This is a genomic window from Streptomyces sp. NPDC096176 (assembly GCF_044763255.1).
GTDB lineage: Bacteria > Actinomycetota > Actinomycetes > Streptomycetales > Streptomycetaceae > Streptomyces.
Genome location: NZ_JBIWFV010000001.1, coordinates 277,971 through 302,630 on the forward strand (window position 1 = coordinate 277,971; position 24,660 = coordinate 302,630).

Here is a 24,660-nt window from a genome sequence, read left to right on the forward strand (position 1 = left end):
GGCCGGGGTACTGCGGGGCCGCAAGATCGGTGGCCGAGTGTCCACGGCAGCCCGAGCGTTGGAGGAGGTTCACGCCCCAACCGGCCGCAGCTCCCAGTAGGGAACTGCGGCCGGGCAGGATGTACCGCTCGGAGACGGTGTACGGCTTCGGCGTCTGCGGCTGATGACGGCGCACGCCCCGCCTCACTACCGGTCGTCGGAGAGCACCGGGTCCACGACCTTGCGGCGGCGTCCCCAGCGCTTGTTGGCCTGGAGGTCTTCCTGCGCCGACGACTCGTCCATGGATACGAGCGAAAGGACCTCCGTCTTCGCGGGCAGCTCCGGGGACGAGGGGTAATCGGTAGCCACGGACGCCGATACGGCCGAGGATGCCGAGGGGACGTCCTCGACGAGCGGCACCAGACGCTCGCCGCGAACCTTGGCGTCACTCTTGGCATCGCTCTGGTCCTTGCCCTTGCGTCCCCGCCACAGCCCCCGGGACTGGAGGGCGGTGCCGAGGTTGTTCAGGGCCCGGCCCTCGTTGTCGCCGAGTTCCGTGAACCGGGCGGCGGCCTGCTGATGTGCGTCGATGGCCTCGTCGAACCGTCGCACCTGCTGCAAAGCCATGCCCAGATTGTTCAGGGCTCGGCCTTCGCCCTCGTTGTCGCCGAGTTCCGTGAACCGGGCGGCGGCCTGCTGATGTGCGTCGATGGCCTCGTCGAACCGTCGCACCTGCTGCAAAGCCGTACCCAGATTGTTCAGGGCTCGGCCTTCGCCCTCGTTGTCGCCGAGTTCCGTGAACCGGGTGGCGGCCTGCTGATGTGCGTCGATGGCCTCGTCGAACCGTCGCACCTGCTGCAAAGCCGTACCCAGATTGTTCAGGGCTCGGCCCTCACCGTCATGGTCGCCGAGTTCCGTGAACCGGGCGGCGGCCTGCTGATGTGCGTCGATGGCCTCGTCGAACCGCCGCACCTGCTGCGAAGCCGTACCCAGATTGTTCAGGGCCTGCCCCTCGCGGTGTTGGTCACCCAGATGGGTGAACCGGGTGGCGGCCTGCTGATGTGCGTCGATGGCCTCGTCGAACCGTCGCACCTGCTGCAAAGCCGTACCCAGATTGTTCAGGGCCTGCGCCTCGCGGTGATGGTCACCCAGCTCGGCGAAACGAGCGGCGGCCTGCTGATGTGCGTCGATGGCCTCGTCGAACCGCCGCACCTGCTGCAAAGCCATGCCCAGATTGTTCAGGGCCCGTCCTTCGGCATGGCTCTCGCCCAGCTCGCGGCAGGTGACGAGGTCGTGCTGGTGGGCGTCGATGGCCTCGTCGAACCGCTGCACCTGCTGCAGGGCGACGCCGAGGCTGTTCAGCGCCCGGCTCTCGCCATGGCGTTCGCCCAGCTCGCGGCAGATTATCAGGTCCTGCTGGTAGCTCATGCGTGTCTCCTGGGGGTCGCGCCGTTGATGTCGACACCCTCAGCAATCAGCCAAACTCGGACGGCCGCAACCGGTCAGGGGCCGGTGGCATCCAACCGAATGGCGCTTTCGCCTGTCTGGCGGACGCAGGCTGCCACAACTGCCCGGCCGACTCCTCGTCGGCGCCGGCGCCGCGGACGCCGCGTCTCCCGCCGCACAGGCCGTCGAACTGGGCCGCTACCTCCGGTACGTCCACACGGTACGGAGCCTTGATGTCCGCCACCGTGACCAGCCCGTCCGCATGCGTCAGCAGCAGATCCGGTACGTGCCGACGGATGCCGGCTCCGTCGTCCCCGCATACCTGGAACGGCTGAGCGGCAATCTCGGCTACATCCTGGGCAAAATCCGCCAGCACGATGCGGGCGAGCTCCAAACGGCTCTCGTAGGGCACCAGACGATCGCCGCGTCACCGCGTGGTACCAGCCCGAGTAGTGCCGACGCCTCTTGTACCAGCGGAACTCCCGCACCGGCAGCCCGGCCGCTACCTCTTCACTCACCAGCAGATGCGACGAGGTCTCCGCGAAGACCCCGTCTGCCTGGCGGTAGCGGACCTCCATAGCTCTGGCCTCAGCCGTTGGCTCTCGAACCGATACGTACGGCACCGCCACCGGCGATATACGTACCCGAAGGGACACAGAAGGTGATCCCGGCCGAGACTGCCCATTGGCTGCGGCGTCCCATGCATCGGGGGAGGGCAAGGATGCTGTGAGTGGCCGAGGGCCACTCTACGGAGTGATTCTCAGCGACCTGTCGCAGACGACAAGTTGACGACAGATCGCTGAGAATCTGACAGATCTAAAGCGGCCCTACAGCTGGCCGCCCTGCGTCAGGCGGGGCGGACGCTGCCGTAGATGGGCATGTAGTAGATCGACTCCTCGCGGACGTTGGCGCCCGGCTTGGGGGCGTGGATCATCTTGCCGTCGCCGATGTATATGCCGACGTGGCTGATGTCGTCGTAGAAGAAGACCAGATCGCCGGGGAGCAGATCGGCCGTCTGCACGCGGGAGCCCACCTCCACCTGGTCCCAGGTGGTGCGCGGCAGGTCCACACCGGCGGCCTTCCACGCGGCCTGGGTGAGGCCGGAGCAGTCGTACGAGCTGGGTCCCGTCGCGCCCCAGACGTACGGCTTGCCGATCTGGGTGCGGGCGAACGCGAGGACCTTGTCGGCCTTGGCCGCGTAGGTGCCGTCGTCCGTGCCGGTACCGGTCCCGGCGCCCGTGCCGGTGTCCCCGCCCGGGGTGGTCTCGCGCTCCTGCCGCTGCCGCTGCCGTTCCGCCTCCGCTTCGGCGCGTGCCGCCGCCTCGGCCTTTGCCTTCGCCTCGGCCTTGCGGCGCGCCTCCTCCTCCTTCTTCCGCTCGATCGCGGCGAGCCGTGCCTTCTCCTCGGCCGTCAGCTTCGACAACAGCGTGCGTGCCTCGGCGAGCTTGGTCTGCACGGTCTGCTTGCTGGTGCGCAGGGACTCCTGGGAGTCCGTGAGGGACTCGAGGCTCTTCGTCGCCTCCGCGCGCTGCTTGGCAGCCGCCGCCCGCTCGGTCTCGTACTCGGTGACGGTCCTGCGCTGCTGGTCCGTCATGCGGTCCATCAGCTGCGTCTGGTCGAAGTACGCCTGCGGGCTGTCCGCGAACATCAGGGCGGCGGTGGGGGTGACGGCGCCGGTGCGGTACTGGGCGGCCGCATAGTTGCCGAGGGCGCGGCGGGACTCGTTCAGCTTCTCGGTGCGCTTGGCCGCGTCGTCGAGCAGCTGGTCCACCTCTTGGCGCTTCTCCGCCGTGGCTTCCTTGGCCTTGTTGAACTCCTGGGTGGCGCTGCCCGCCTGCCGATACAGGTCGTCGACCTTCTTCTGCACCTCTTCGATGCTGGGCTTCGGGTCGGAGGGTGCGGCGGTCGCGCTCTGCGTGGAGAGCAGCGTCACACCGGCGAGGGCTGCCGTCGTGAACCCGACGGCGGGGGAGGGCTTTGCGGTTCGGCTGCGGGGCTTGCGATGCGACGCCAAGGCCGGCATCTCCTTCTTCCGTGGACCGCCTACCGGGTTAGCTGTCGGGTTCGGGCGGAACGGAAGACGCCCTACGGACCGAGTGGTGCGCGGTCCGATTCACCCCGGTTGTGCATGGTGGGTCCCCGGTTCCGAACTCCCTTGACGGGAGCCCGGATTCGGCGCAGGCCGCCCGTTCGGCGTGGTTCGCCAGGAGGGGTACGGGCCGCCTGGTCGAGCACGCTAGCCAACTCGTGTGTGTGCTGTGAAGGTTGATGTTCGATATGTCCGATACATTTTCGTGACCTTTTTCCGCGGGCGGCCGTCGGGCGGGCCGCTGTGGCAGGGCGGATGCGTCCCGTCACGTACCGTGTCCCGCTCGTGTCCCCGATGCGGCCACGGGCTGTCGGTCCGGCCGCCTAGACTCGTTAAGCGATGAGCAGCCTCTTTGACGACAGCTTCCTGGCGGACCTCCAGCCCGACGGGGACGAGCAACCGCCGCCGCCCGAGGAATCGGCTCCGGAGCAGCTTCCGGACGATCTCTTCCAGGGCGCGTTCGACGTGCCTCCGGCCCGCGACGGGTACTACCGCGACGGCGCCCCGCGCCCTGTCGTGGACCCCGCCGCCCTGCTCGAGGGGCTGAACGAACAACAGCGTGCGGCCGTCGTCCACACAGGGTCACCGCTGCTCATCGTGGCCGGCGCCGGCTCCGGCAAGACCCGGGTCCTCACCCACCGCATCGCGCATCTGCTGGGCACGCGGCATGTCCACCCCGGCCAGATACTGGCGATCACCTTCACCAACAAGGCCGCCGGTGAGATGAAGGAGCGCGTCGAGGACCTGGTCGGCCCGCGCGCCAATGCGATGTGGGTCATGACCTTCCACAGCGCCTGCGTCCGGATTCTGCGCCGCGAGTCGAAGAAGCTGGGCTTCACGTCGTCGTTCTCGATCTACGACGCGGCGGACTCCAAGCGGCTGATGTCGCTGGTCTGCCGTGATCTGGATCTCGACCCGAAGAAGTTCCCGCCGAAGTCCTTCAGCGCCAAGATCTCGAACCTGAAGAACGAGCTGATCGACGAGGAGACCTTCGCCGACCAGGCCCAGGACGGCTTCGAGAAGACGCTCGCAGAGGCGTACCGGATGTACCAGGCGCGGCTGCGCGAGGCCAACGCCCTGGACTTCGATGACATCATCATGACCACCGTCCACCTGCTCCAGGCGTTCCCGGATGTCGCCGAGCACTACCAGCGGCGGTTCCGGCACGTCCTCGTCGACGAGTACCAGGACACCAACCACGCTCAGTACACGCTCGTGCGCGAGCTGGTGGGCAAGGGGTACGAGGACCTGGCCCCGGCCGAGCTGTGCGTCGTCGGCGACGCCGACCAGTCGATCTACGCCTTCCGTGGCGCGACCATCCGCAACATCCTCCAGTTCGAGGAGGACTATCCGGACGCGACGACGATCCTGCTGGAGCAGAACTACCGCTCCACCCAGACGATCCTCTCCGCCGCCAACGCCGTCATCGAGCGCAACGAGTCCCGCCGCCCCAAGAACCTGTGGACCAACGCGGGCGCCGGCGCGCAGATCACCGGCTACGTCGCGGACACCGAGCACGACGAGGCGCAGTTCGTCGCCGACGAGATCGACCGGCTCACGGACGCAGGAGAGGCGAAGGCCGGCGACGTCGCCGTCTTCTACCGGACGAACGCCCAGTCGCGTGTCTTCGAAGAGATCTTCATCCGCGTCGGCCTGCCCTACAAGGTCGTCGGCGGAGTGCGCTTCTACGAGCGCAAAGAGGTCCGCGACGTACTGGCGTACCTGCGCGTCCTCGCCAACCCCGAGGACAACGTCCCGCTGCGCCGCATCCTCAACGTGCCCAAGCGCGGTATCGGCGAGCGCGCGGAGGCGATGATCGACGCCCTCGCGCTGCGGGAGAAGATCACCTTCCCGCAGGCGCTGCGCCGCGTCGACGAGGCGTACGGCATGGCGGCCCGCTCGGCGAACGCGGTCAAGCGGTTCAACGTGCTGATGGAGGAGCTGCGCACGATCGCCGACTCGGGCGCGGGCCCGGCCGTCGTACTGGAAGCCGTGCTGGAGCGGACCGGCTACCTCGCCGAACTGCAGGCGTCCACGGACCCGCAGGACGAGACCCGCATCGAGAACCTCCAGGAACTGGCGGCGGTCGCGCTCGAGTTCGAGCAGGAGCGCGATGAGGAAGAAGGCGCGGGGACGCTCGCCGAGTTCCTCGAGAAGGTGGCGCTCGTCGCCGACTCCGACCAGATCCCCGACGAGGACGACGAGGGCACCGGCGTCATCACGCTGATGACCCTGCACACCGCAAAGGGTCTCGAGTTCCCCGTCGTGTTCCTGACCGGCATGGAGGACGGCGTTTTCCCGCACATGCGGGCGCTGGGGCAGACGAAGGAGCTGGAGGAGGAGCGGCGCCTGGCGTACGTCGGCATCACCCGCGCCCGTGAGCGGCTCTATCTGACCCGGTCGACGTTGCGCAGCGCATGGGGCCAGCCTTCGTACAACCCGCCGTCGCGCTTCCTCGAGGAGATTCCCGGACAGCATCTGACCTGGAAGCGGACCGGTCCGATGGCCGCGCCGGCGGGGCCGACATCGGGTATCGCGTCCTCCCTGTCGTCGTCCCGCTCGCGCGGCGGCGCATCGGGCTTCGCCACACGGCGTACGGGCGACAAGCCGGTGATCTCGCTGGCGGTCGGCGACCGGGTCACCCACGACCAGTTCGGGCTGGGGACCGTGGTGGGGGTCACGGGCTCCGGCTCCGAGGCGCAGGCGACGATCGACTTCGGGGACGAGAAGCCCAAGCGGCTGCTGCTGAGGTACGCGCCGGTCGAGAAGCTCTGACGGTTTCGAGGCGCGCCGGCGGTTCAAGAAGCTCTGACAGAACCGGGCCCCCGCGGGGGCCCGGTTCTTGCCGTTCACGTGGTGCGGACGCCGCCTACGTCGGCTCTATGCCGTGGCTGCGGAGCCACGGCAGCGGGTCGATGGCCGCGCCGCCGCCGGGCCGGACCTCGAAGTGCAGGTGCGGGCCGGTGGAGTTGCCCGAGTTGCCCGAGTATGCGATGACGTCGCCAGCCTTGACCGAGCCGCTGCGGATCTTGGTGCTGCTGAGGTGGCAGTACCAGGTCTCGGTGCCGTCGGCCGCCGTCACGATGGCCATGTTGCCGTAGGCGCTGTTCCACTGCGTGCGGACGGTGCCGTCCGTCGCGGCCATGACCTCGGTGCCGTACTGGACGGGGAAGTCGATACCGCTGTGCAGGGACATCCAGTTGACACCGGACTGGCCGTAGTACGCGCTGAGCCCGTCCTGCTTCACCGGCATCATGAACTTGGGGCGCAGCGCCTCACGGCGAGCGGCCTCCTCCTCGCGCTTCTTCTTCTCCGCCGCCTGGCGCGCCTTGAGGTCGAGGCGTTCCTGCGTGCGGGAGGCGCGGTCGCCGAAGTCACGGGCGTCGGCGCTGAGCGCGGCGAGCTGGGTGTCCATGGCGTTGTTGGCGGCGACCGGCTCGACGGAAGCCGGGTCGGCGGCCGTGACGTTGCTCTTGCCGTCCTTCGTCTCGCTGCCGCTGCCGAGACCGCTGACGGACGCGGCGGCTACGCCGGCGACACCCATGACACAGGCGGAGGGCACGGCGACGGTCAGCAGCGCCGAGCGCTTGGCCGGCGTACGGCGGCGGCCGCGACTTCCGCCGCTGCGGCGGACCGGGCGGGGGGTGACGGGGGTGGCGGGCATGGTCTGTGCGGGCGCGTCGTGTTCCGGCTCGTCGCCGCTTTCGACGGTGAGGAGCTCGGTCGCGGACTGCGCCTCGTGGTCGGCCTCGTGCCCGGGTTCGGTGTCCGTCGGGGCGGCGTTGTCCGGCTCGGCCTCGAAGGAGTACGCGGTCGCGTACGCCTCGTTCGCCGCGTAGAGATCGCCCGTCTCGTACGTGTCGTTCGCCTCGTGCGCGTGGTTCGCCTCGTACGTACTGCCCGTCTCGTACGCATCGTTCGACTCGTACAGATCGTTTATCGCGTACGGATCGTTCGTCGCGTGCGTGCCGTATGCCTCGTACGTGAGCTGCTCGACGGGCTGGGTGAACTCCTGCTGCGGAGTGAACTGTTGGGGTACCAGGCCCTCCGGCGTGGCCGCCGCGGAGTTCCACGCGGTGGCGTCGTAGGCGCCGGTCTCGAAGGTGCCGGGCGCCCACTGGCCGGTCGTGTCGTAGGCGAAGGTGGCGGCGGCCGTCTCGTACTGGCCGGTTCCGCCCGCTTCGTTCCAGGCGCTCGCGTCCCACTGCCCGGTCGTGTCGTACTGGCCGTACTGCTGGTCGTACTGCGGCTGTTGAGCCTGCTCGGCCGTCGCGTATGCGTCGTAGCCGGCGGGCTGGTGGGAGCCGCTGTCCCACTGGGACGAGTCGTACTGGCCGCTGTGGCCCGCTTCGTAACTGCCCGGAAGGGCGCCGAAGAGCGGGTCGGAGTCGAAGCTGCCGGTGGCGTAGCCGCCGTACCCGGCGTGGGCGTGCTGGTCGTTCACCCAACTTCTCTCTCGCCTCGGCAGCAGGACCTGTCTCTGGGGCCACCGGTTTGCATGGGGGGTCCCAGGGGGAAGCAGTGGCGCGACTGTACCCGGCGGTACGCGGCGGCGACAATCTTCGGCAGGATCTACGCAATCAGGAAACGGGCATTCAGTCGCGTTTCGGCGGTCCGCGGTCGGAGCTTTGGCCCTACGTTCGAGAAGTGTTCGATGAATCGGTGCCGTTCGGTCACCTCAGGCGACGGAAGCGGCCCCGGTGGGACCGGCCTCCGACACGCCCGACTCGAGCGCCTGCCGGACGCCGTCGGCGACCGCGGGATGAACAGGCAGCGCCAGATGGCCAATTCCGCTCACTTGCACATTGTGTGCAAGAAGGTCGGGATGGTCGATGCGGGCCGTCTCGACCGGCACCATGATCCGATCCAGATCGCTCCAGAAGCTGACGAACCGGGTGCGGCAGTCGGGCGCGGGAAGACGCAGCTCCTCGATCACCGACGAGCCCGGGCGCATCTGGCGCACGATCGGGTGCGCGCTCGCGAGCGGTGCGACGGTTGTGCCCGAGTGCGGGGTGCCGAGGGTGACCAGGGTCCGCACCCGCCGATCGCCCCCGAGGCGCTGTACGTAGTAGCGGGCGATGAGGCCGCCGAGGCTGTGGCCGACGATGTCGACCCCGGGCCTGCCGGTCCGCTCGCAGATCTCCTCTATATGGCGGCCCAGCAGATCCGCGGCCGCGCGAATGTCGCAGGTGAGGGGCGAGTAGTTGAGGCACTCGACATGGTGCGGGCCCTGCCTGGCGAGAGCGCGGCGGAGCAGGACGAACACGGAGCGGTTGTCGACGAAGCCGTGCAGCAGGACGGTGGGCACATCGGCCCGGGCCCTCGGCAGGCTGGGTACGGCGTGGACACGGCGGCGGCGCTCAGGAGTGAGGCCGGTCGGATACAGCAGCAGATGCCCGGCGAGGATCGCCAGCTCCAGGGCGGTCGCCCGCAGAAGCGCGGCCGGCAGTCGCGGGCAGTGCAGGCGCGGAAGGGTAAGGGAAAGAGGCAGGGCCTTCACGACGACCTCCCGAACGGCACGGCGGGGGCGGCTCTGCCCCGCGTGCCCTCATGGGAAGCGCGCGTGATGAGTCCGGCGCGGCAGTCTCCGCGCCGTCGGTGCCGTACCACCGTGCCGTGCGGCTGTCGGCACGGTGGTACGACGACCTGTAGTGGACCTGCGGCGGCTCCCCGTGCGACCGTGCCCGGGGGCGCGCGCGGAGGGCGTGCGCGATGCCTGAAGCCGGTACGACGCTCAGCGAAAATGTCCCACGTGTGATTTCCCCCTCCCGGTGCACCGCGAAACGGCGGCTTGCGGGATGCTGGAGATAACGTTCGTTCACTCTCCGCGCCCCGGTACGGGCCGCGGGGACGTAGGAGGCAGTGATGGGTGTGACTGGTCCGATCCGCGTGGTGGTGGCCAAGCCGGGTCTCGACGGCCACGACCGTGGCGCCAAGGTGATCGCGCGGGCGCTGCGCGACGCCGGTATGGAGGTCATCTACACCGGACTCCACCAGACGCCCGAGCAGATCGTCGACACGGCGATCCAGGAGGACGCCGACGCGATCGGCCTCTCGATCCTCTCCGGCGCGCACAACACGCTCTTCGCGAAGGTCATCCAGCTCCTGAAGGAGCGCGAGGCGGAGGACATCAAGGTCTTCGGCGGCGGGATCATCCCCGAGGCGGACATCGCGCCGCTGAAGGAGAAGGGCGTGGCGGAGATCTTCACGCCGGGCGCGACGACGGCGTCGATCGTGGACTGGGTGAACGCGAACGTCCGCGCGACGGCGGAGGCGTAGGCGCGCGTTTCCCGGGCCCGGGCCGGGCCCCGCTTTCCGCGACCGGGGCGGCACCCGAGGGGGCGCCGCGCCCCGAGGCCGGGGCCCGCTTTCCCTGACCGGGGTGGCAGCTGAGGGGCGCTGCGCCCCGGAGGCCCACGCCCCAGGTCAGGCGGGGGCGGGGGGTGGGGTGAGTTCGGCGCGGATGGTGGCGCGGAGGCGCAGTGTGGAGACAAGGCGCTGGAATGCCTCCGACCAGTAGCCGCCCGCGCCCGGTGACGCGTTCTCCTGTTCGTCGGGTGTCGCCGTCAGGACCTCCAGCCTGTCCGCCTCGTCAGGAGCCAGACAGCGTTCCGTGAGGCCCATCACGCCGCTGAAGCTCCATGGATAACTGCCCGCGTCCCGGGCGATGTCGAGGGCGTCGACCACGGCCCGGCCGAGCGGCTCGGCCCACGGGACCGCGCACACGCCGAGCAGCTGGAACGCCTCCGACAGGCCGTGCGCGGCTATGAACTCGGCCACCCAGGCCGCCCGTTCGTCGTCCGGCAGGATCGCGAGGAGCTTCGACCGTTCGGCCAATGATGTGGTGCCCGGCCCTGTCGACGGTGGAGCGGCAGGCGCGCCGAGCAGGGCGCGCGACCACTCGGCGTCACTTTGGCGCACCGCCGCCCGGCACCACGCGGCGTGCAGTTCGTCCGCCCAGTCGTCGGACACCGGCAGCGCGACGATCTCGTCGGCCGTTCGCCCACCGAGCCGGCCGGACCAGACGGACAGCGGTGCGGCTTCCACCAGCTGGCCCAGCCACCACGCCCGCTCGCCCCGCCCCGACGGCGGGTTCGGGACGACGCCGTCCCGCTGCATGTCCGCGTCGCATTCGTGGGGCGCTTCCACGGCGATCACCGCCCCCGCGTCGCCGCTGCGGTCCAGGGCGACGCAGGACGCGGCGCGCTCCGCCATGCGCCCGGCGAGCGCGGACTGCGGCAGTGCCGACAGCAGCTCCGCTGCCGTGGCCCGGACATTGCGGCTGCGGTCGGCCAGAGCCTGTTCCAGGAACGGCTCGTCCGCCGGGGACAGCCCGGCCCGCAGCGAGTCGAGGAACATCAGCCGGTCCTCCGCCCGCTCGGTGGCCCATGTCGTGCCGAGCAGCGTCAGCGCGGCGTTCGCGTCATGCGCCCGCACGCCGGCGAGCAGCGCGACCCGCTCCGCGAACAGGCCCTCGTCCCACAGACTCCTCACCGCTTCCGGGTCGCCCATGTCGGGCAGTGCGGAGCCCGCCGATCCGCCGCGCAGTGCGAACTTCCACTCGGGGTTGAGCCGTGCGAGCCACAGTCCGCGCGGCCCGGCGAACGCCAGCGCGTGGGGCCGCAGGTCGGTTCGTGCCCGCGCCGCGTCCAGCAGCGCGGGAAGCAGGGAGGCCGGTGTCTGGTAGCCGTGTTCGTTGGCGGCGGCGAGCCATTGGGGGAGCAGCTCGGTGAGGTCCGGTGCGGTGCCGCGTCTGCCTCCGGTGCCCGACGGGCCGGCGCGGTCGGCCAGCAGCTGGGCGAGCCGTCGCCGGGCGGGTGCGGGCAGTGCGCGGCGAGGGTCGAGCGGCGCCGGCTCCGTCCCCCCGTCCGCCGCGGGCCCCGGCCGCAGGCCTGCCCTGCGCCGCACTGTGTGCAGCGCGGCAGCGTCGAGCAGCGCGAGGGGAGCGTCCTTGCCGGCGGGCACGGTGCCGGCCGGCGGGGTGCGGCGGTCGGTGCCGAGCAGAGCCGAGGTGACGAGCTCTTCCCACGGTGACGAACCGGCGGTGCTCGCGGCGCCGGTTGTGGTGCTTGAGGCGCCGGCTGTGGTTGTTGCGGTGGTGCCGGCTGTGGTTGTTGCGGTGGTGCTGGTCATAGGGGTCTCCCGACGTTCAGATCAGCGGGACCGTCTCGGACATGTCCTCGGGCCAGGCCGTCAACGGCGTGAAGCCCCGGTGACCGAACTCGCCGAAAACGGTGACGGGCAGACCGCCGGCGAGGGACACGAGCTTCCACAGTCCGGGACGGGCGAGCGCCGGGGCGGCGATGGGCAGCGCGCCGCCGCCGTCCGCGTCGGCGAGCTGCCATCCGTCTGCGTCCGGTACGGGTATGACGCGGGTGAGCGTGACGGGCCAGGACTCCAGCCAGGGGTCGTCGCGCAGCGCCTGCCCGTATGCCTCGACGGCCGAGTCGCACGAGCCGCCCGCCGGCGGGGCGTCGACGGCGACGGGCGGGGTGAACTGCTCGCCCAGCTCCGCCCTCGGCCGACCGCCTTGGTGCGCGGTGACTTCGGCGTCCATCATCGTCCCCACGGGCAGGGCCAGTTGTGGCGAGCGGCCCGCAGCGCCGAAGGACAGCAGCAGCGCGGCCCGCTGCGACTCGCGTCCGTACAGCCAGACGCGGCGCGTGGTGAGCTTGCCGTCACAGGTGTCGTACTGGGCGAGGACCATCCATCGGTCCCGGACGGTCGGGCCCTCCGCGGGCGAGGTGAGCCCGACCCTCGTGCGGACGGTGGCGGCCAACGGCTCCGGGAGGCGCTCGCGCCCCAGCCACGCGGAGTCGAGCAGATGGACCAGGGCGCACTCCTCCAGCAGCCGGACCGGCCAGCCGGGGCCGGATCCCGGGATCGCCCCCAACTCGCGGACACGGGCGGCGAGACCGGGGGCCTGCGCGTCGATCATGCGGGCCGCGGTCTCCTCCCACGGTCCGTAGCCGGCTTGCTCCGCCGACGCGAGGCCCCCGCGCAGCAGATCTGCCAGCCGCTGCTCCAGTTCCGTCGCGCCGGCGGTGATCCGCTCGGCCCGGCGCTCGGCGCGCCTCCTGGCCGCCTCCGGATCGGCGCTCTTCGCGGTGGCCCCGGAGCCGGCACGGCCCTGCTCCTGGTCCTTCCGGCGCTTGCGCGCGGCCAGCCACTCCTCCGCCCAGTCGGGGACGGCGGATTCCTGGACGGTCTGCTCGTCCGCGGCCCAGAGCAGCAGCAGCCCCAGCGCGTGCTTGCACGGAAACTTCCTGCTCGGGCAACTGCACTTGTACGCAGGGTCGGTGGTGTCGACGACGGTCTGGTACGGCTTGCTGCCGCTGCCCTTGCACAGCCCCCACAGGGCCCCCGACCTGTCGCAGCCCGCGCCCGACCACGGACCCGCGGCGGCCAGTTTGTTGCCCGCCTTGCGTGATGCCTCGTCAGGAGCCAGTGACATCACCTGCTCCGGCGCCCAGCGCACTCCCGTCTCCGGGGCGTGCGGGGGCCCTCCCCCGTTTGTTCGCAGCATGTGTACGACGCTACGGGCCCCCACTGACAATCCACCTGACCAGCGGTTTCGTACGGTCGGAGACGGTGTGGCTTTGCCTTCGCTTTGCTAAATTGGGCTCACATCACGTCCGGGACATGGGGGATCCGGCATGAACCGTTCCATCCGCACGACAGCACGCGCCGTCGCCGCAACCGGCCTCGCCGCCGGTCTGGCCTTCGGCCTCACCGCCTGCTCCGAGGCGGTCGACACGGTCGACAAGGCCGTCAACGAGACGTACGAGGTGACGTACGAGGTCACCGGCAAGAACGTCGACTCGATCCAGTTCCACGCCGGTGGCGGCGAGGCGATGAACCCGAAGATCGAGACGGTCGACAAGCCCACCCTGCCGTGGAAGAAGACGGTCACGCTGCGCGGCATCATGCCCGCGGCGGTGATGCCGATCGCCGCGGACCTCACGGGGGCCGACGTCAGCTGCAAGATCACGCACGAGGGCAAGGTGCTCAAGGAGGAGAAGGCCGAAGGTCTCGTGACCGCCGGCGGCTGCATCGCCGAGTCGCCGATCGGCGGCTGACTCGCCTTCCCGGCTGCGACTTTCGGCTTCTGACCTGCGGTCATGTCGCCGCCACGATCGATTGTCAGTGGCATGGTGCACGGTGGATCCCACATCGGGTCGAACGATCTGGAGGGGGATCCATGACCGTGTCCGCAACCGGCGCGACCACAGAAGCCGAAGTCCTGCGACCGCACGCGGAGGACGCGTTCGCGGACGAACTCGCGGCGCTCGCCGCGGTCGACGACCGGCCGCGGCCCGTCAACTGGCGGATGTCTCCCTGGGCTGTCGCCACCTACCTGCTCGGCGGCACGCTCTCCGACGGGACGGTCATCTCGCCGAAGTACGTAGGGCCGCGCCGCATCGTCGAGGTCGCCGTCACCACGCTCGCCACCGACCGTGCGCTGCTGCTCCTGGGCGTCCCGGGCACCGCGAAGACCTGGGTCTCCGAGCATCTGGCCGCGGCCGTCAGCGGCGACTCCACCCTCCTCGTGCAAGGCACCGCCGGCACGCCGGAGGAGGCCGTCCGCTACGGCTGGAACTACGCCCAGCTGCTCGCGCACGGCCCCAGCAGGGACGCTCTGGTGCCCAGCCCGGTCATGCGTGCCATGTCCGACGGCATGACGGCACGCGTCGAGGAGCTGACCCGCATCCCGGCCGACGTGCAGGACACCCTCATCACGATCCTGTCCGAGAAGACCCTGCCGATACCGGAGTTGGGGCAGGAGGTGCAGGCAGTCCGCGGCTTCAACCTCATCGCCACCGCCAACGACCGCGACCGCGGGGTCAACGACCTGTCCAGCGCGCTGCGTCGGCGCTTCAACACTGTGGTGCTGCCGCTGCCGGCGACGCCGGAGGCAGAGGTCGACATCGTGTCGCGGCGCGTCGACCAGCTCGGGCGCTCGCTCGACCTCCCGGCCGTGCCGGAGGGCCTGCAGGAGATCCGCCGGGTCGTCACGGTCTTCCGCGAGCTGCGGGACGGGGTGTCCACCGACGGCCGTACGAAGATCAAGTCGCCGTCCGGGACGCTGTCGACGGCGGAGGCGATCTCCGTCGTGACCAACGGGCTGGCGCTCGCCGCGCACTTCGGTGACGGCGTTCTGCGGCCGGCGGACGTGGCGGCGGGCATTCTCGGCGCGGTCGTGCGCGATCCGGCGGCGGACCGCGTCGTCTGGCAGGAGTACCTGGAGACGGTCGTGCGTGAGCGGGAGGGCTGGAAGGACTTCTACCGCGCCTGCCGTGAGGTGAGCGCATGACGAGCCCGCTCCTGCTCGGTGTCCGCCACCACGGGCCGGGCTCGGCACGGGCGGTGCGGGCAGCGCTGGAGGCGGCCCGGCCCGCGGCCGTACTGATCGAGGGGCCGCCGGAGGGCGACGCCCTGCTGACGCTGGCCGCCGACGCGCAGATGCGCCCGCCGGTCGCGCTCCTCGCCCATGCGGTGGACGACCCGGGCAGGGCGGCGTTCTGGCCGCTGGCCGAGTTCTCCCCCGAGTGGGTCGCCATCCGCTGGGCGCTGGACCATGGCGCCGCGGTGCGCTTCATCGACCTTCCCGCGGCTCATTCCCTGGCGCTCACCGAGGAGACGGACCCCGAGCCGGAGGGCGCCGACGACGAGGCGCGCGACGTGCGGGTCGATCCCATCGGCGTGCTCGCGCAGACCGCCGGATACGACGACCCTGAGCGGTGGTGGGAGGACGTCGTCGAACTGCGCGGCAGCAACCCCGCACCGAGCACGGCGGCATCGCCGCGGACCCTGAGCGGGGTGTCCTCCGACGGCTCGTCGTCGGCGGTCCCGGGCCGCCCGACGGCCGCCAGGAGCGGTCCGGCCCGGCCGGGCGACCCCGGCGCCGAGGTGGCGGGCGATCCCGATCCGTTCGCCCCGTTCCTCGCGCTGGGGGAGGCCATGGCCGCACTCCGGGAGACGTACGGACACGGCGGGCACGACCGGGACCTCGTCCGCGAGGCGCACATGCGGCTCCGACTGCGCGCCGCCGTGAAGGAGTTCGGCGACGGCGTCGCCGTCGTCTGCGGTGCGTGGCACGTCCCGGCGCTCGAGGCGAGGACGACCGTCGCCGCGGACAAGGCGCTCCTGAAGGGACTGCCGAGAGTCAAGACGGAGATGACCTGGGTGCCCTGGACCCACCGACGGCTGGCCCGCCGTTCCGGGTACGGCGCCGGCATCGACTCGCCAGGCTGGTACGCGCATCTCTTCGGCGCGCCCGAACGGCCCGTCGAGCGCTGGATGACCAAGGTCGCGGGCCTGTTCCGGGACGAGGACCGGATGGTGTCGTCCGCCCATGTCATCGAAGCGGTCCGGCTCGCCGAGACGCTGGCGGCCATGCGCGGACGGCCGCTGGCCGGGCTGACCGAGACCGTCGACGCCATTCGCGCCGTGATGTGCGACGGCTCCGACGTGCCGCTCGGCCTGGTGCGGGACCGGCTCGTCATCGGGGATGTCCTCGGCGAGGTGCCCGACGCGGCGCCCGCGGTGCCGCTCCAGCGGGACCTGACCCGGCAGCAGCGCAGCCTGCGGCTCAAGCCGGAGGCCCTCGAGCGCGAGCTGGAGCTCGATCTGCGCAAGGAGACCGACGCCGCCAAGAGCAGACTGCTGCACCGGCTGCGGCTGCTCGCCGTCGGCTGGGGCGAGCCCGTCGGCGGGCGGGGGAGCACCGGCACGTTCCGCGAGAGCTGGCGGCTGCGCTGGGAGCCCGAATTGTTCGTGAAGGTCGCGGAGGCCGGTGTCTGGGGGACCACGGTGATCTCGGCCGCCACCGCGAAGGCGCAGTCGCAGGCCGTCTCCGCGACGGCGCTGGGGCAGGTGACCGGGCTGGCCGAGCAGTGCCTCCTGGCCGAACTGCCCGAGGCGCTCCCGGTCGTCATGAGAGCCCTCGCCGACCGTGCCGCCCTCGACGCCGATGTGAGCCACCTGGCCCAGGCCTTCCCGGCGCTCGCCCGTTCGCTGCGGTACGGCGACGTACGGGCCACGGACACGGCCGCGCTCGCCGAGGTCGCCGTCGGGCTCGCCGAGCGGATCTGCGTCGGCCTGCCACCCGCCTGCGTCGGACTCGACGCGGACGGCGCGGCGGAGATGCGCGGTCATCTCGACGGCGTGCACAGCGCCGTTGGGCTGCTGCCGGATCCCGAAGGCGTGGCCGAGCGCTGGAGATCCGTCCTGCACAAGCTCGCCGGCCGCGACTCCGTTCCGGGTGTGATCCGCGGCCGGGCGGCACGGTTGCTGCTGGACGAAGGATGGCTCGGGGAGGAAGAGGCCGCGCGGCTGATGGCGCTCGCCCTTTCCCCGGGGGCGGAGCCGTCGGACGCGGCCGCCTGGATCGAGGGTTTCGTCGGCGGTGCGTCCGGCGGTGGACTGCTGCTGGTCCACGACGAGCGCCTGCTGGGCCTGGTCGACTCCTGGCTGACCGGTGTGCCGGCGGGGGCGTTCACGGACGTGCTGCCACTGCTGCGCCGTACGTTCTCGGCCTACGAGCCCGGTGTCCGCCGCACGCTGGGCGAACTCGTCCGCCGCGGCCCCGGTGCGGGTGGTGGAGCGGCCCCGGCCGACACCGCGGTGCCCGGCTTCGGGCCGGATCTCGACACCGCGCGCGCCGATGCGGTCCTTCCCGTGCTGCGGCTGCTGCTCGGTATCGACGACAACGACCTGACGGGGGTGGCCCGATGACGCAGGGCGGTAGTGACGAGAGGCTGCGGAGGTGGCGGCTGGTGCTGGGCGGCGAGTCGGGTGCCGACGGCACCGACTGCGCGCTCTCCGGTGCGGACGCGGCGATGGACGGTGCGCTCACCTCGCTCTACGGCTCCCGCTCCGGCGCGGGAAACCGCGGTGGCGGCAGGTCGGCGGGGCTCGGTGCGTCCGCCCCGTCCGTCGCCCGCTGGCTGGGTGACATCCGCACGTACTTCCCCAGTTCCGTCGTGCAGGTCATGCAGCGCGACGCGATGGAGCGGCTCGGGCTCTCCGCGCTGCTGCTGGAGCCCGAGATGCTGGAGGCCGTGGAGGCGGACGTCCACCTCGTGGGCACCTTGCTCTCGCTCAACAAGGCCATGCCGGAGACGACGAAGGAGACGGCGCGTGCCGTCGTGCGCAAGGTGGTCGACGACCTGGAGAAGAGGCTCGCCACCCGCACTCGCTCCACGCTGACCGGGGCGCTCGACCGCTCGGCGAGGATCAGCAGGCCCCGCCACCGGGACATCAACTGGGACCGCACGATCCGGGCGAACCTCAAGAACTACCTGCCCGTTCCCGGCAAGGACGGCGTCTTCACCGTCGTCCCGGAGCGGCTCGTCGGATACGGGCGGGCGTCGCAGGCGGTGAAGAAGGAGGTTGTGCTCTGCATCGACCAGTCGGGCTCGATGGCCGCCTCCGTCGTCTACGCGTCGGTGTTCGGCGCTGTCCTCGCCTCGATGCGCTCCATCGCCACCCGGCTCGTCGTCTTCGACACGGCGGTCGTCGACCTGACCGACCAGCTCGACGACCCCGTGGACGTCCTCTTCGGCACCCAGCTCGGCGGCGGGACCGACATCAACAGGGCGCTCGCGTACTGCCAGTCGCAGATCAGCCGGCCCGCGGACACCGTTGTCGTGCTGATCAGCGATCTGTACGAGGGCGGCATTCGCGACGAGATGCTCAAGCGGGTCGCGGCGATGAAGGCGTCCGGCGTGCAGTTCGTCACTCTGCTCGCACTGTCCGACGAGGGTGCCCCGGCATACGACCGTGAGCACGCGGCAGCCCTCGCGGCCCTCGGAGCACCGGCGTTCGCCTGTACGCCGGACCTCTTCCCCGATGTCATGGCGGCGGCCATCGAGAAGCGGCCTCTGCCGATACCGGACACGACCACACCGGACATCACCGCACCGGACATGGTCATACCGGATATGGCGGCCCATCAGTCACAGGCCATGACAAGGTGACTCATCGGTAACAGTGGATTTGCGTCGCCCCGGGAGGCTCGTGCGAGCATCGTCCCGCCCCGACCGAAAGAGAGCTCCTCCACTGTGGCTGCCGCAGCGCTTCGCCCCGCTGCCGTCCTGAGCGCGCTGCGCCGGACGGCGCCCGGGCCACGGGTGCTGCACGTGCTGCTCTTCGTCGGGGGATTGCTGGCGCTCGGTCTTCTCCTCGGTGCCCCGGCGCATGCGGCCGAATCGCCGGCCGACGCGACCACGAACGTCCGTGCCGCAGTCCCGTCCCAGAGCGTCGCCCACGCGTCACCGACGACCGGGCGGAGCACCGTCGCCGCCGGTGCCAAGGCGGGCGCGACCGGCACGACGGGCGCGACGGACACGACGGGCACGGCGGCAGGTTCGTCCGCGGACCCTGCTTCTCCCACCGCGCCCGCTTCTCCCGCCGATCGGTGGGATGCGGCCGCCAAGGAGTTCGCCGAGCAGCCGGTCGTCCGCGAAGTGCGGCGCGCCGCCGCCGGTTCCGTACGGCTCGTCGAGGCGACCGGTGCCGCGCGTGCCGTACCGGCCGGGGACTCGCTCCGCGAGATGAGCCTTCCGGTCACCGACAGCGCGATGCGGCTCGTCGGTTCCCTGCTGGGCGTCCTCACCGGCCCGCTTCCACAGGGAGATCTGCCGGGCACCGGTGGCATCGGCGCCGTTCCGGACGGGCTGACGGTGACGCAGCCCGCGTCGCAGGACGCCGTGTACGGCGCCGTACCCGCCGGCCCTGGATCCGTTGTCGGCGGTACGGGCCGGGCGGCACCGGACCAGTCCGGTGCCGTCGCCGGTCGGCCTGGCGCTCACCCTGACGGCGAGCAGGACGCCCGAGTCGGTGGTTCTCGGCTCGAGTCCGTACAGGCACCGGCGCGCGCTCCCGCTCCGGGGCCGTTCGACCCGTGCCGCTCCCTTCACGGCGTCGTACCGCACTCGGGCGAGACCCACTCGCCTCGTGCGGGCGACCAGCAGGCGGCGACGCCCGCACACGGATCGCCCGACGCCTTCGCGTCCGGTCCCGTGTGCCCGGCGGCGGAGCCGCCGACGCGCGACAGGCCGCGCGACGTTCTCGAATTCCCCGGCTAGGGCAGGCCTCCCCCCGCCTCAGGACCTGCCACGCGGGGGTGGGCAGGTCTGCCCGCCACTCCGGAGCCCTCACCCCCTCCGGACCGCCGAACGAATTCGAAGGAACCACCAAGCATGCACAAGAACATCCGTCGTTCCATAGCCGTCGCCGCCACGGCCACCGGTATGTGGGCCCTCGGTACCGCAGCGGCCTCCGCCGACGAGCTGCCCGCCTCCCTGCCGCTGTCCACGCCGGACCAGGCGGCAGAGGCGTCCGACGCCGTCGAGACGCTCGCCGACGCCGACACGGTCGCCGACAAGGCCGTCGCCGACGCCGAGCCGGCGAACCGGCTGCCCTACGGTGGCGCTCGGGACGCCGTGTCCGACGTGACGTCCGAGGCCAAGGAGCAGGCCGGTGAGTACGTCAAGGACCAGGCCGGTCAGTACGTCAAGGACCAGGCCCGTCAGTACGTCGAGGGCGCGCTCCCCTCGTACGAGGCGCCGTCCGTCCCCGAGGCCGGGCTGCCGCGCGTGCAGGCCCCGGCGGTCGAGACCCCGGCGGTCGACGCCGACATCGACTACCTCTTCGGTCCGTTGTCCGCCTTCGCCCACGAGCTGCACCAGGCCCCGGAGCAGGTCGAGGCCGGCGCGCACTCCGCGGTCGCCGCTTCCGGTCCGATCGTGGACGAGACCTCCGCGGCCGTCCTGCCGCCCGTCGTCGGCACCGCCGTCGCCGGCGTTCAGCCGGTCGCGACTCAGGCCGTCGGTGACGCCGGTGCTCTCGTGCAGGGCGTCGTCTCCGAGGCGCAGCCGTTCGCCGGCGGGGTCATCGGTCAGGTGCAGCCGTTCGCGGGCGGTGTCGTCGGCGAGGTCCAGCCGTTCGCCGGCGACGTGGTGGGCCAGGTGCAGCCGCTCGCCGGTGGTGTGGTCTCCGAGGTGCAGCCGTTCGCGGGCGGTGTCGTCGGCGAGGTCCACCCGTTCGCGGCCGGTGTGGCCGCCGAGGTGCAGCCCGTGGTCGACACCGTGGTCGCGCACGTCCGGCCGGTCGCCCAGGGTGTCGGTTCGGCCGCGACCGGCCTGGCCTACGGCGTGACCGGCCAGGTCGACCCGTTCGCCGCCGGCGTGGTGTCCGAGGTCGACCCGTTCGCCGCCGGTGTGGTGTCCGAGGTGGACCCGTTCGCCGCCGGTGTGGTGTCCGAGGTCCGGCCTTTCGCGGAGGGTATTGCGACGAACGTCACGGGTGACACCGTTCCGCTCGCCGGCAACGCCGTCGCCGGTGCGCGTGGCGTCGTCTCCGACGTGACGCCGAGCTACCTCCCGTACGGCATCTGAGCAGCGGCCCGGTCAGGCGCCGCCAGGGCGGCTGACCAGGCATCGAGCACCAAGAAGGGGCGTCCCGTCGACCCCGTGGGGCGTCTCGCCCAACGGGGCCGGGGCGCCCCGCCCGTCCCTGCGCCCCTACCCACCGCACCCGCTCTGTGACCGTAATCACCGCTCAGGTGTGATCTGCGATTTAGGGGCGCACGTCCGGCGGGGATAACCTGCCAGGCGGACATGCCGCGCCCACGGACACCGTGTGTGCCTCCCTAGTGACAAGAGCAGTCACGTTGCCCTTCGCGGCACGCCCACGCAGACAACGAACCGCGATCATCAGAAAAGGGACGGACGCGCGTGGACCTGTTCGAGTACCAGGCGAGGGATCTCTTCGCCAAGCACGGTGTACCGGTGCTGGCCGGTGAAGTCATCGACACGCCTGAGGCGGCGCGCGAAGCCACCGAGCGGCTGGGCGGCAAGTCGGTCGTCAAGGCGCAGGTGAAGGTCGGCGGCCGCGGCAAGGCCGGCGGCGTGAAGCTGGCCGCCACTCCGGACGAGGCCGTCGCCCGCGCGACGGACATCCTCGGGATGGACATCAAGGGCCACACGGTCAACAAGGTGATGATCGCGGAGACCGCTCCGGAGATCGCCGAGGAGTACTACGTCTCGTACCTCCTCGACCGCACCAACCGCACCTTCCTGGCCATGGCCTCGGTCGAGGGCGGCATGGACATCGAGGAGGTCGCGGCCACCAAGCCCGAGGCCCTCGCGAAGGTCCCGGTCGACGCCAACGAGGGTGTCACCAAGGAGAAGGCCGCCGAGATCGTCGCCCAGGCGAAGTTCCCGGCGGAGGTCGCCGACCAGGTCGCCGACATCCTGGTGACCCTGTGGAAGACCTTCATCGCCGAGGATGCGCTCCTCGTCGAGGTCAACCCGCTGGCCAAGGTCGCCGACGGGCGTGTCATCGCGCTCGACGGCAAGGTGTCTCTCGACGAGAACGCCGACTTCCGTCAGCCGGAGCACGAGGCCCTCGAGGACAAGGCCGCAGCCAACCCGCTCGAGGCTGCCGCCAAGGCCAAGAACCTCAACTACGTCAAGCTCGACGGCGAGGTCGGCATCATCGGCAACGGCGCGGGTCTGGTCATGTCGACCCTCGACGTCGTCGCCTACGCCGGTGAGGCGCACGGCGGCGTGAAGCCCGCCAACTTCCTCGACATCGGTGGCGGCGCGTCCGCCCAGGTGATGGCGAACGGCCTCGAGATCATCCTCGGTGACGAGGACGTCAAGTCCGTCTTCGTCAACGTCTTCGGCGGCATCACCGCCTGCGACGAGGTCGCCAACGGCATCGTCCAGGCCCTGGCCCTGCTCGCCGAGAAGGGCGAAGAGGTCACCAAGCCGCTGGTCGTCCGCCTCGACGGCAACAACGCGGAGCTGGGTCGCAAGATTCTCTCCGACGCCAACCACCCGCTGGTGCAGCGTGTGGACACCATGGACGGAGCGGCCGACAAGGCCGCCGAGCTCGCCGCTGCTGCGAAGTAAGGGAAGAGGGATCGTAGAACCATGGCTATCTTCCTGAACAAGGACAGCAAGGTCATCGTCCAGGGCATGACCGGTGCCACGGGCATGAAGCACACCAAGCTCATGCTGGGCGACGGCACCAACATCGTCGGCGGCGTGAACCCGCGCAAGGCCGGCACGTCCGTCGACTTCGACGGCACCGAGGTCCCGGTCTTCGGCACCGTCGCCGAGGCGATGGAGAAGACGGGCGCCAACGTCTCCGTCCTCTTCGTGCCGCCGGCCTTCGCCAAGGCCGCCGTGGTCGAGGCCATCGACGCCGAGATCCCGCTCGCCGTCGTGATCACCGAGGGCATCGCCGTCCACGACTCCGCCGCCTTCTGGGCGTACGCCACGTCCAAGGGCAACAAGACCCGGATCATCGGCCCGAACTGCCCCGGCCTCATCACGCCGGGCCAGTCCAACGCCGGCATCATCCCGGGCGACATCACCAAGCCCGGCCGCATCGGTCTCGTGTCGAAGTCCGGCACGCTGACCTACCAGATGATGTACGAGCTTCGTGACATCGGCTTCTCCTCCGCCGTCGGCATCGGTGGCGACCCGGTCATCGGCACGACGCACATCGACGCCCTCGCGGCGTTCGAGGCGGACCCCGACACCGATCTGATCGTCATGATCGGCGAGATCGGCGGCGACGCCGAGGAGCGGGCGGCCGACTTCATCAAGGCCAACGTCACCAAGCCGGTCGTCGGCTACGTCGCGGGCTTCACCGCGCCCGAGGGCAAGACCATGGGCCACGCCGGCGCCATCGTCTCCGGCTCCTCCGGCACCGCCCAGGCGAAGAAGGAGGCCCTCGAGGCCGCAGGCGTCAAGGTCGGCAAGACGCCGACCGAGACGGCCAAGCTGGCGCGAGCCATTCTCGCCGGCTGATCCTCGCCGACCGTTCCTCGCGCGGTACGCGTGAGGGACGCAGTACGCGTGTGGGCCCGCTCCCGGGTGACCGGGGCGGGCCCACACGCGTATCCGCGCGCGGCGGATCACCGCGCTCAACGCAGCAGCGGTACGAGATGCTCGGGCCTGCCGGCCGTCTTCGCACGCAGCTTGTCCTGCAGCTGCTTGACCTTGGGCGTGAGCACCGGTGGGCCGTGCTGCGGTCCCGGCACGTCCTCGACCCGCTGGGCCGGGGACATCGGGGGATCGTACTGCCGGGGCGCCGTGACGAGCGTGAACGCGGTCGCCGCCACGATGAGTGCGGTCGCCGTCACGACCGACCTCGTCCACAGCCCGGCCCGGCGCTCGCAGCTGTCGCGCACCGCGTGCGCCGGTGTCATGACGGGGACGGGTTCGTTGCTCGTGATCTCCCACAGCCGGTTCTGCAGCACGCCCGCGTCGGCCAGTTCGGGGAGCCGCTCGGCCACGGCCTCGCGCGCGTGCAGGAGGCGGTTGGCGGTGGCCGGGGTACTCGCCTCCGTCTCCGCGGCGGTCTCGGGCAGGTCCAGACCGAGGCCGTCGTAGAGCAGCAGCGTCCGGCGGTACGCAGGGGGGAGTTCCTGCAACGCCTCGAGCACGCCGCGCCGGGACGGCTCTTCGGGCGGTTCGTCGGGGTACCGGTGGACGGCCCGCAGCCGCATCCACGGGGACATGGCGCAGTCGTACGCGACGGCCCGCACCCAGCCGGCCGGATCCCGGTCCACGGCAACCTCCGGCCAGCGCTCCCAGGCGATGTGGAAGGCGCGCTCCACCGCCTCCTGGGAGAGCAGGCGGCGGCCGGTCAGCAGGTATGTCTGGCGTACGAGACCGGGAGCCGTGCGCGCGTACAGCTCGTCGAAGGCCTCCTCCGCGGTCGTCACGGGCGGGGCCGGGGCCGCGGCCGGCGGGCGGGGCGGCGGTTCCCCGTGCGGGGTGGCCGACGGCTTGGGGCGCGGCACCAGGGGCGGCGCGGGTTCCGGGCGCTGGGCGTCGAGCGAGGCGAGCAGCCGTGCGTACGCCTCGCGCTTGCGTCCTCTGGGGTTCGCGCGGCCCGTCTCCCAGGACCGGAGCGTCGCACGGGTGACCCCGATCGTCGTCGCGACCTCGGCCTCGGTCAGGGACAGGGCCTCCCGGAGCCTGCGCCGTTCCGCGGGGGGCGGCAGGGGGGCGCCGGACGTGGAGCGTGTGGTGCTTTCTCTCATGAAGGGCTCCATGCGGCACTGCAATGGGCGAAAAAACACATAAACGTATCTTGTGCGACACATCGGCCATTGCCCC

17 protein-coding genes, 1 pseudogene and 1 riboswitch are annotated in these 24,660 nt (G+C 71.1%); of the genes and pseudogenes, 10 read left to right on the forward strand and 8 right to left on the reverse strand.

Annotated features, from left to right (window positions below; genetic code table 11):
* Positions 1-186 precede the first annotated feature (186 nt).
* The 3 genes from ACIQ7Q_RS01435 to ACIQ7Q_RS01445 form a co-directional block, all read right to left on the reverse strand.
* Positions 187-1,407 carry a tetratricopeptide repeat protein gene (locus ACIQ7Q_RS01435; protein ID WP_403855054.1) on the reverse strand — a complete coding sequence of 407 codons (1,221 nt, stop codon included), beginning with the start codon at positions 1,405-1,407 and terminating at the stop codon, positions 187-189.
* A gap of 46 nt (positions 1,408-1,453) precedes the next feature.
* Positions 1,454-1,837: a hypothetical protein gene (locus ACIQ7Q_RS01440; RefSeq protein ID WP_403855056.1), complete on the reverse strand. Its 384-nt coding sequence runs from the start codon at positions 1,835-1,837 to the stop codon at positions 1,454-1,456.
* A 435-nt stretch (positions 1,838-2,272) separates the two neighbouring features.
* Positions 2,273-3,448 carry an NlpC/P60 family protein gene (locus ACIQ7Q_RS01445; RefSeq protein ID WP_403855058.1) on the reverse strand — a complete coding sequence of 392 codons (1,176 nt, stop codon included), beginning with the start codon at positions 3,446-3,448 and terminating at the stop codon, positions 2,273-2,275.
* A 1-nt stretch (position 3,449) separates the two neighbouring features.
* A riboswitch (cyclic di-AMP (ydaO/yuaA leader) is annotated at positions 3,450-3,613 on the reverse strand.
* A 240-nt stretch (positions 3,614-3,853) separates the two neighbouring features.
* On the opposite strand from ACIQ7Q_RS01445, the gene pcrA reads away from it, so the two are divergent.
* Entirely contained in the window at positions 3,854-6,289 is a 2,436-nt protein-coding gene (pcrA, locus tag ACIQ7Q_RS01450; protein ID WP_403855060.1) for a DNA helicase PcrA, read from the forward strand.
* 94 nt (positions 6,290-6,383) lie between these two features.
* Here pcrA and ACIQ7Q_RS01455 read toward each other — a convergent pair whose 3' ends face one another.
* Together ACIQ7Q_RS01455 and ACIQ7Q_RS01460 are read right to left on the reverse strand one after the other, a co-directional pair.
* The gene (locus ACIQ7Q_RS01455) at positions 6,384-7,958 is read right to left on the reverse strand and encodes a M23 family metallopeptidase (RefSeq protein ID WP_403855062.1); all 1,575 of its coding nucleotides are present in this window, start codon (positions 7,956-7,958) and stop codon (positions 6,384-6,386) included.
* A 234-nt stretch (positions 7,959-8,192) separates the two neighbouring features.
* On the reverse strand, positions 8,193-9,014 hold the full coding sequence (locus ACIQ7Q_RS01460) for an esterase/lipase family protein (RefSeq protein WP_403855064.1): 822 nt from the start codon (positions 9,012-9,014) through the stop codon (positions 8,193-8,195).
* 365 nt (positions 9,015-9,379) lie between these two features.
* On the opposite strand from ACIQ7Q_RS01460, the gene ACIQ7Q_RS01465 reads away from it, so the two are divergent.
* Positions 9,380-9,793 carry a cobalamin B12-binding domain-containing protein gene (locus ACIQ7Q_RS01465; protein ID WP_403855066.1) on the forward strand — a complete coding sequence of 138 codons (414 nt, stop codon included), beginning with the start codon at positions 9,380-9,382 and terminating at the stop codon, positions 9,791-9,793.
* Positions 9,794-9,940: 147 nt separating this feature from the next.
* On the opposite strand, the gene ACIQ7Q_RS01470 is transcribed toward ACIQ7Q_RS01465, so the two are convergent.
* On the reverse strand, positions 9,941-11,647 hold the full coding sequence (locus tag ACIQ7Q_RS01470) for a DUF5691 domain-containing protein (RefSeq protein WP_403855068.1): 1,707 nt from the start codon (positions 11,645-11,647) through the stop codon (positions 9,941-9,943).
* A gap of 16 nt (positions 11,648-11,663) precedes the next feature.
* Complete coding sequence (locus ACIQ7Q_RS01475) at positions 11,664-13,040, reverse strand: SWIM zinc finger family protein (protein ID WP_403855070.1); 1,377 nt, start codon at positions 13,038-13,040, stop codon at positions 11,664-11,666.
* 130 nt (positions 13,041-13,170) lie between these two features.
* Between ACIQ7Q_RS01475 and ACIQ7Q_RS01480 the strand changes: the two genes are divergently transcribed.
* The 8 genes and pseudogenes from ACIQ7Q_RS01480 to sucD all read left to right on the forward strand — a co-directional run bounded on the left by ACIQ7Q_RS01480 (position 13,171) and on the right by sucD (position 23,343).
* The gene (locus ACIQ7Q_RS01480; RefSeq protein ID WP_403855072.1) at positions 13,171-13,593 is read left to right on the forward strand and encodes an MmpS family transport accessory protein; all 423 of its coding nucleotides are present in this window, start codon (positions 13,171-13,173) and stop codon (positions 13,591-13,593) included.
* 122 nt (positions 13,594-13,715) lie between these two features.
* On the forward strand, positions 13,716-14,828 hold the full coding sequence (locus ACIQ7Q_RS01485) for an AAA family ATPase (RefSeq protein WP_403855074.1): 1,113 nt from the start codon (positions 13,716-13,718) through the stop codon (positions 14,826-14,828).
* Entirely contained in the window at positions 14,825-17,251 is a 2,427-nt protein-coding gene (locus tag ACIQ7Q_RS01490; protein WP_403855076.1) for a DUF5682 family protein, read from the forward strand. The genes ACIQ7Q_RS01485 and ACIQ7Q_RS01490 overlap by 4 nt, the downstream gene beginning before the upstream one ends.
* Positions 17,248-18,414 (forward strand): annotated as a pseudogene (locus ACIQ7Q_RS01495) (VWA domain-containing protein); the annotation flags it as partial. The gene ACIQ7Q_RS01490 and the pseudogene ACIQ7Q_RS01495, both read left to right, overlap by 4 nt.
* A 165-nt stretch (positions 18,415-18,579) precedes the next feature.
* Positions 18,580-19,605, forward strand: a complete 1,026-nt coding sequence (locus tag ACIQ7Q_RS01500) for a hypothetical protein (protein WP_403855078.1) — start codon at positions 18,580-18,582, stop codon at positions 19,603-19,605.
* Positions 19,606-19,719: 114 nt separating this feature from the next.
* Positions 19,720-20,916 (forward strand): hypothetical protein, encoded by a 1,197-nt coding sequence (locus ACIQ7Q_RS01505; RefSeq protein ID WP_403855080.1) that lies wholly within the window; start codon positions 19,720-19,722, stop codon positions 20,914-20,916.
* Positions 20,917-21,255: 339 nt separating this feature from the next.
* Positions 21,256-22,437 carry an ADP-forming succinate--CoA ligase subunit beta gene (gene sucC, locus ACIQ7Q_RS01510; RefSeq protein WP_403855082.1) on the forward strand — a complete coding sequence of 394 codons (1,182 nt, stop codon included), beginning with the start codon at positions 21,256-21,258 and terminating at the stop codon, positions 22,435-22,437.
* A gap of 21 nt (positions 22,438-22,458) precedes the next feature.
* The gene (gene sucD, locus ACIQ7Q_RS01515; protein WP_403855084.1) at positions 22,459-23,343 is read left to right on the forward strand and encodes a succinate--CoA ligase subunit alpha; all 885 of its coding nucleotides are present in this window, start codon (positions 22,459-22,461) and stop codon (positions 23,341-23,343) included.
* 116 nt (positions 23,344-23,459) lie between these two features.
* Here the strand turns inward: sucD and ACIQ7Q_RS01520 are convergent, their stop codons facing one another.
* Positions 23,460-24,584: a sigma factor-like helix-turn-helix DNA-binding protein gene (locus ACIQ7Q_RS01520; protein WP_403855086.1), complete on the reverse strand. Its 1,125-nt coding sequence runs from the start codon at positions 24,582-24,584 to the stop codon at positions 23,460-23,462.
* Positions 24,585-24,660 lie beyond the last annotated feature (76 nt).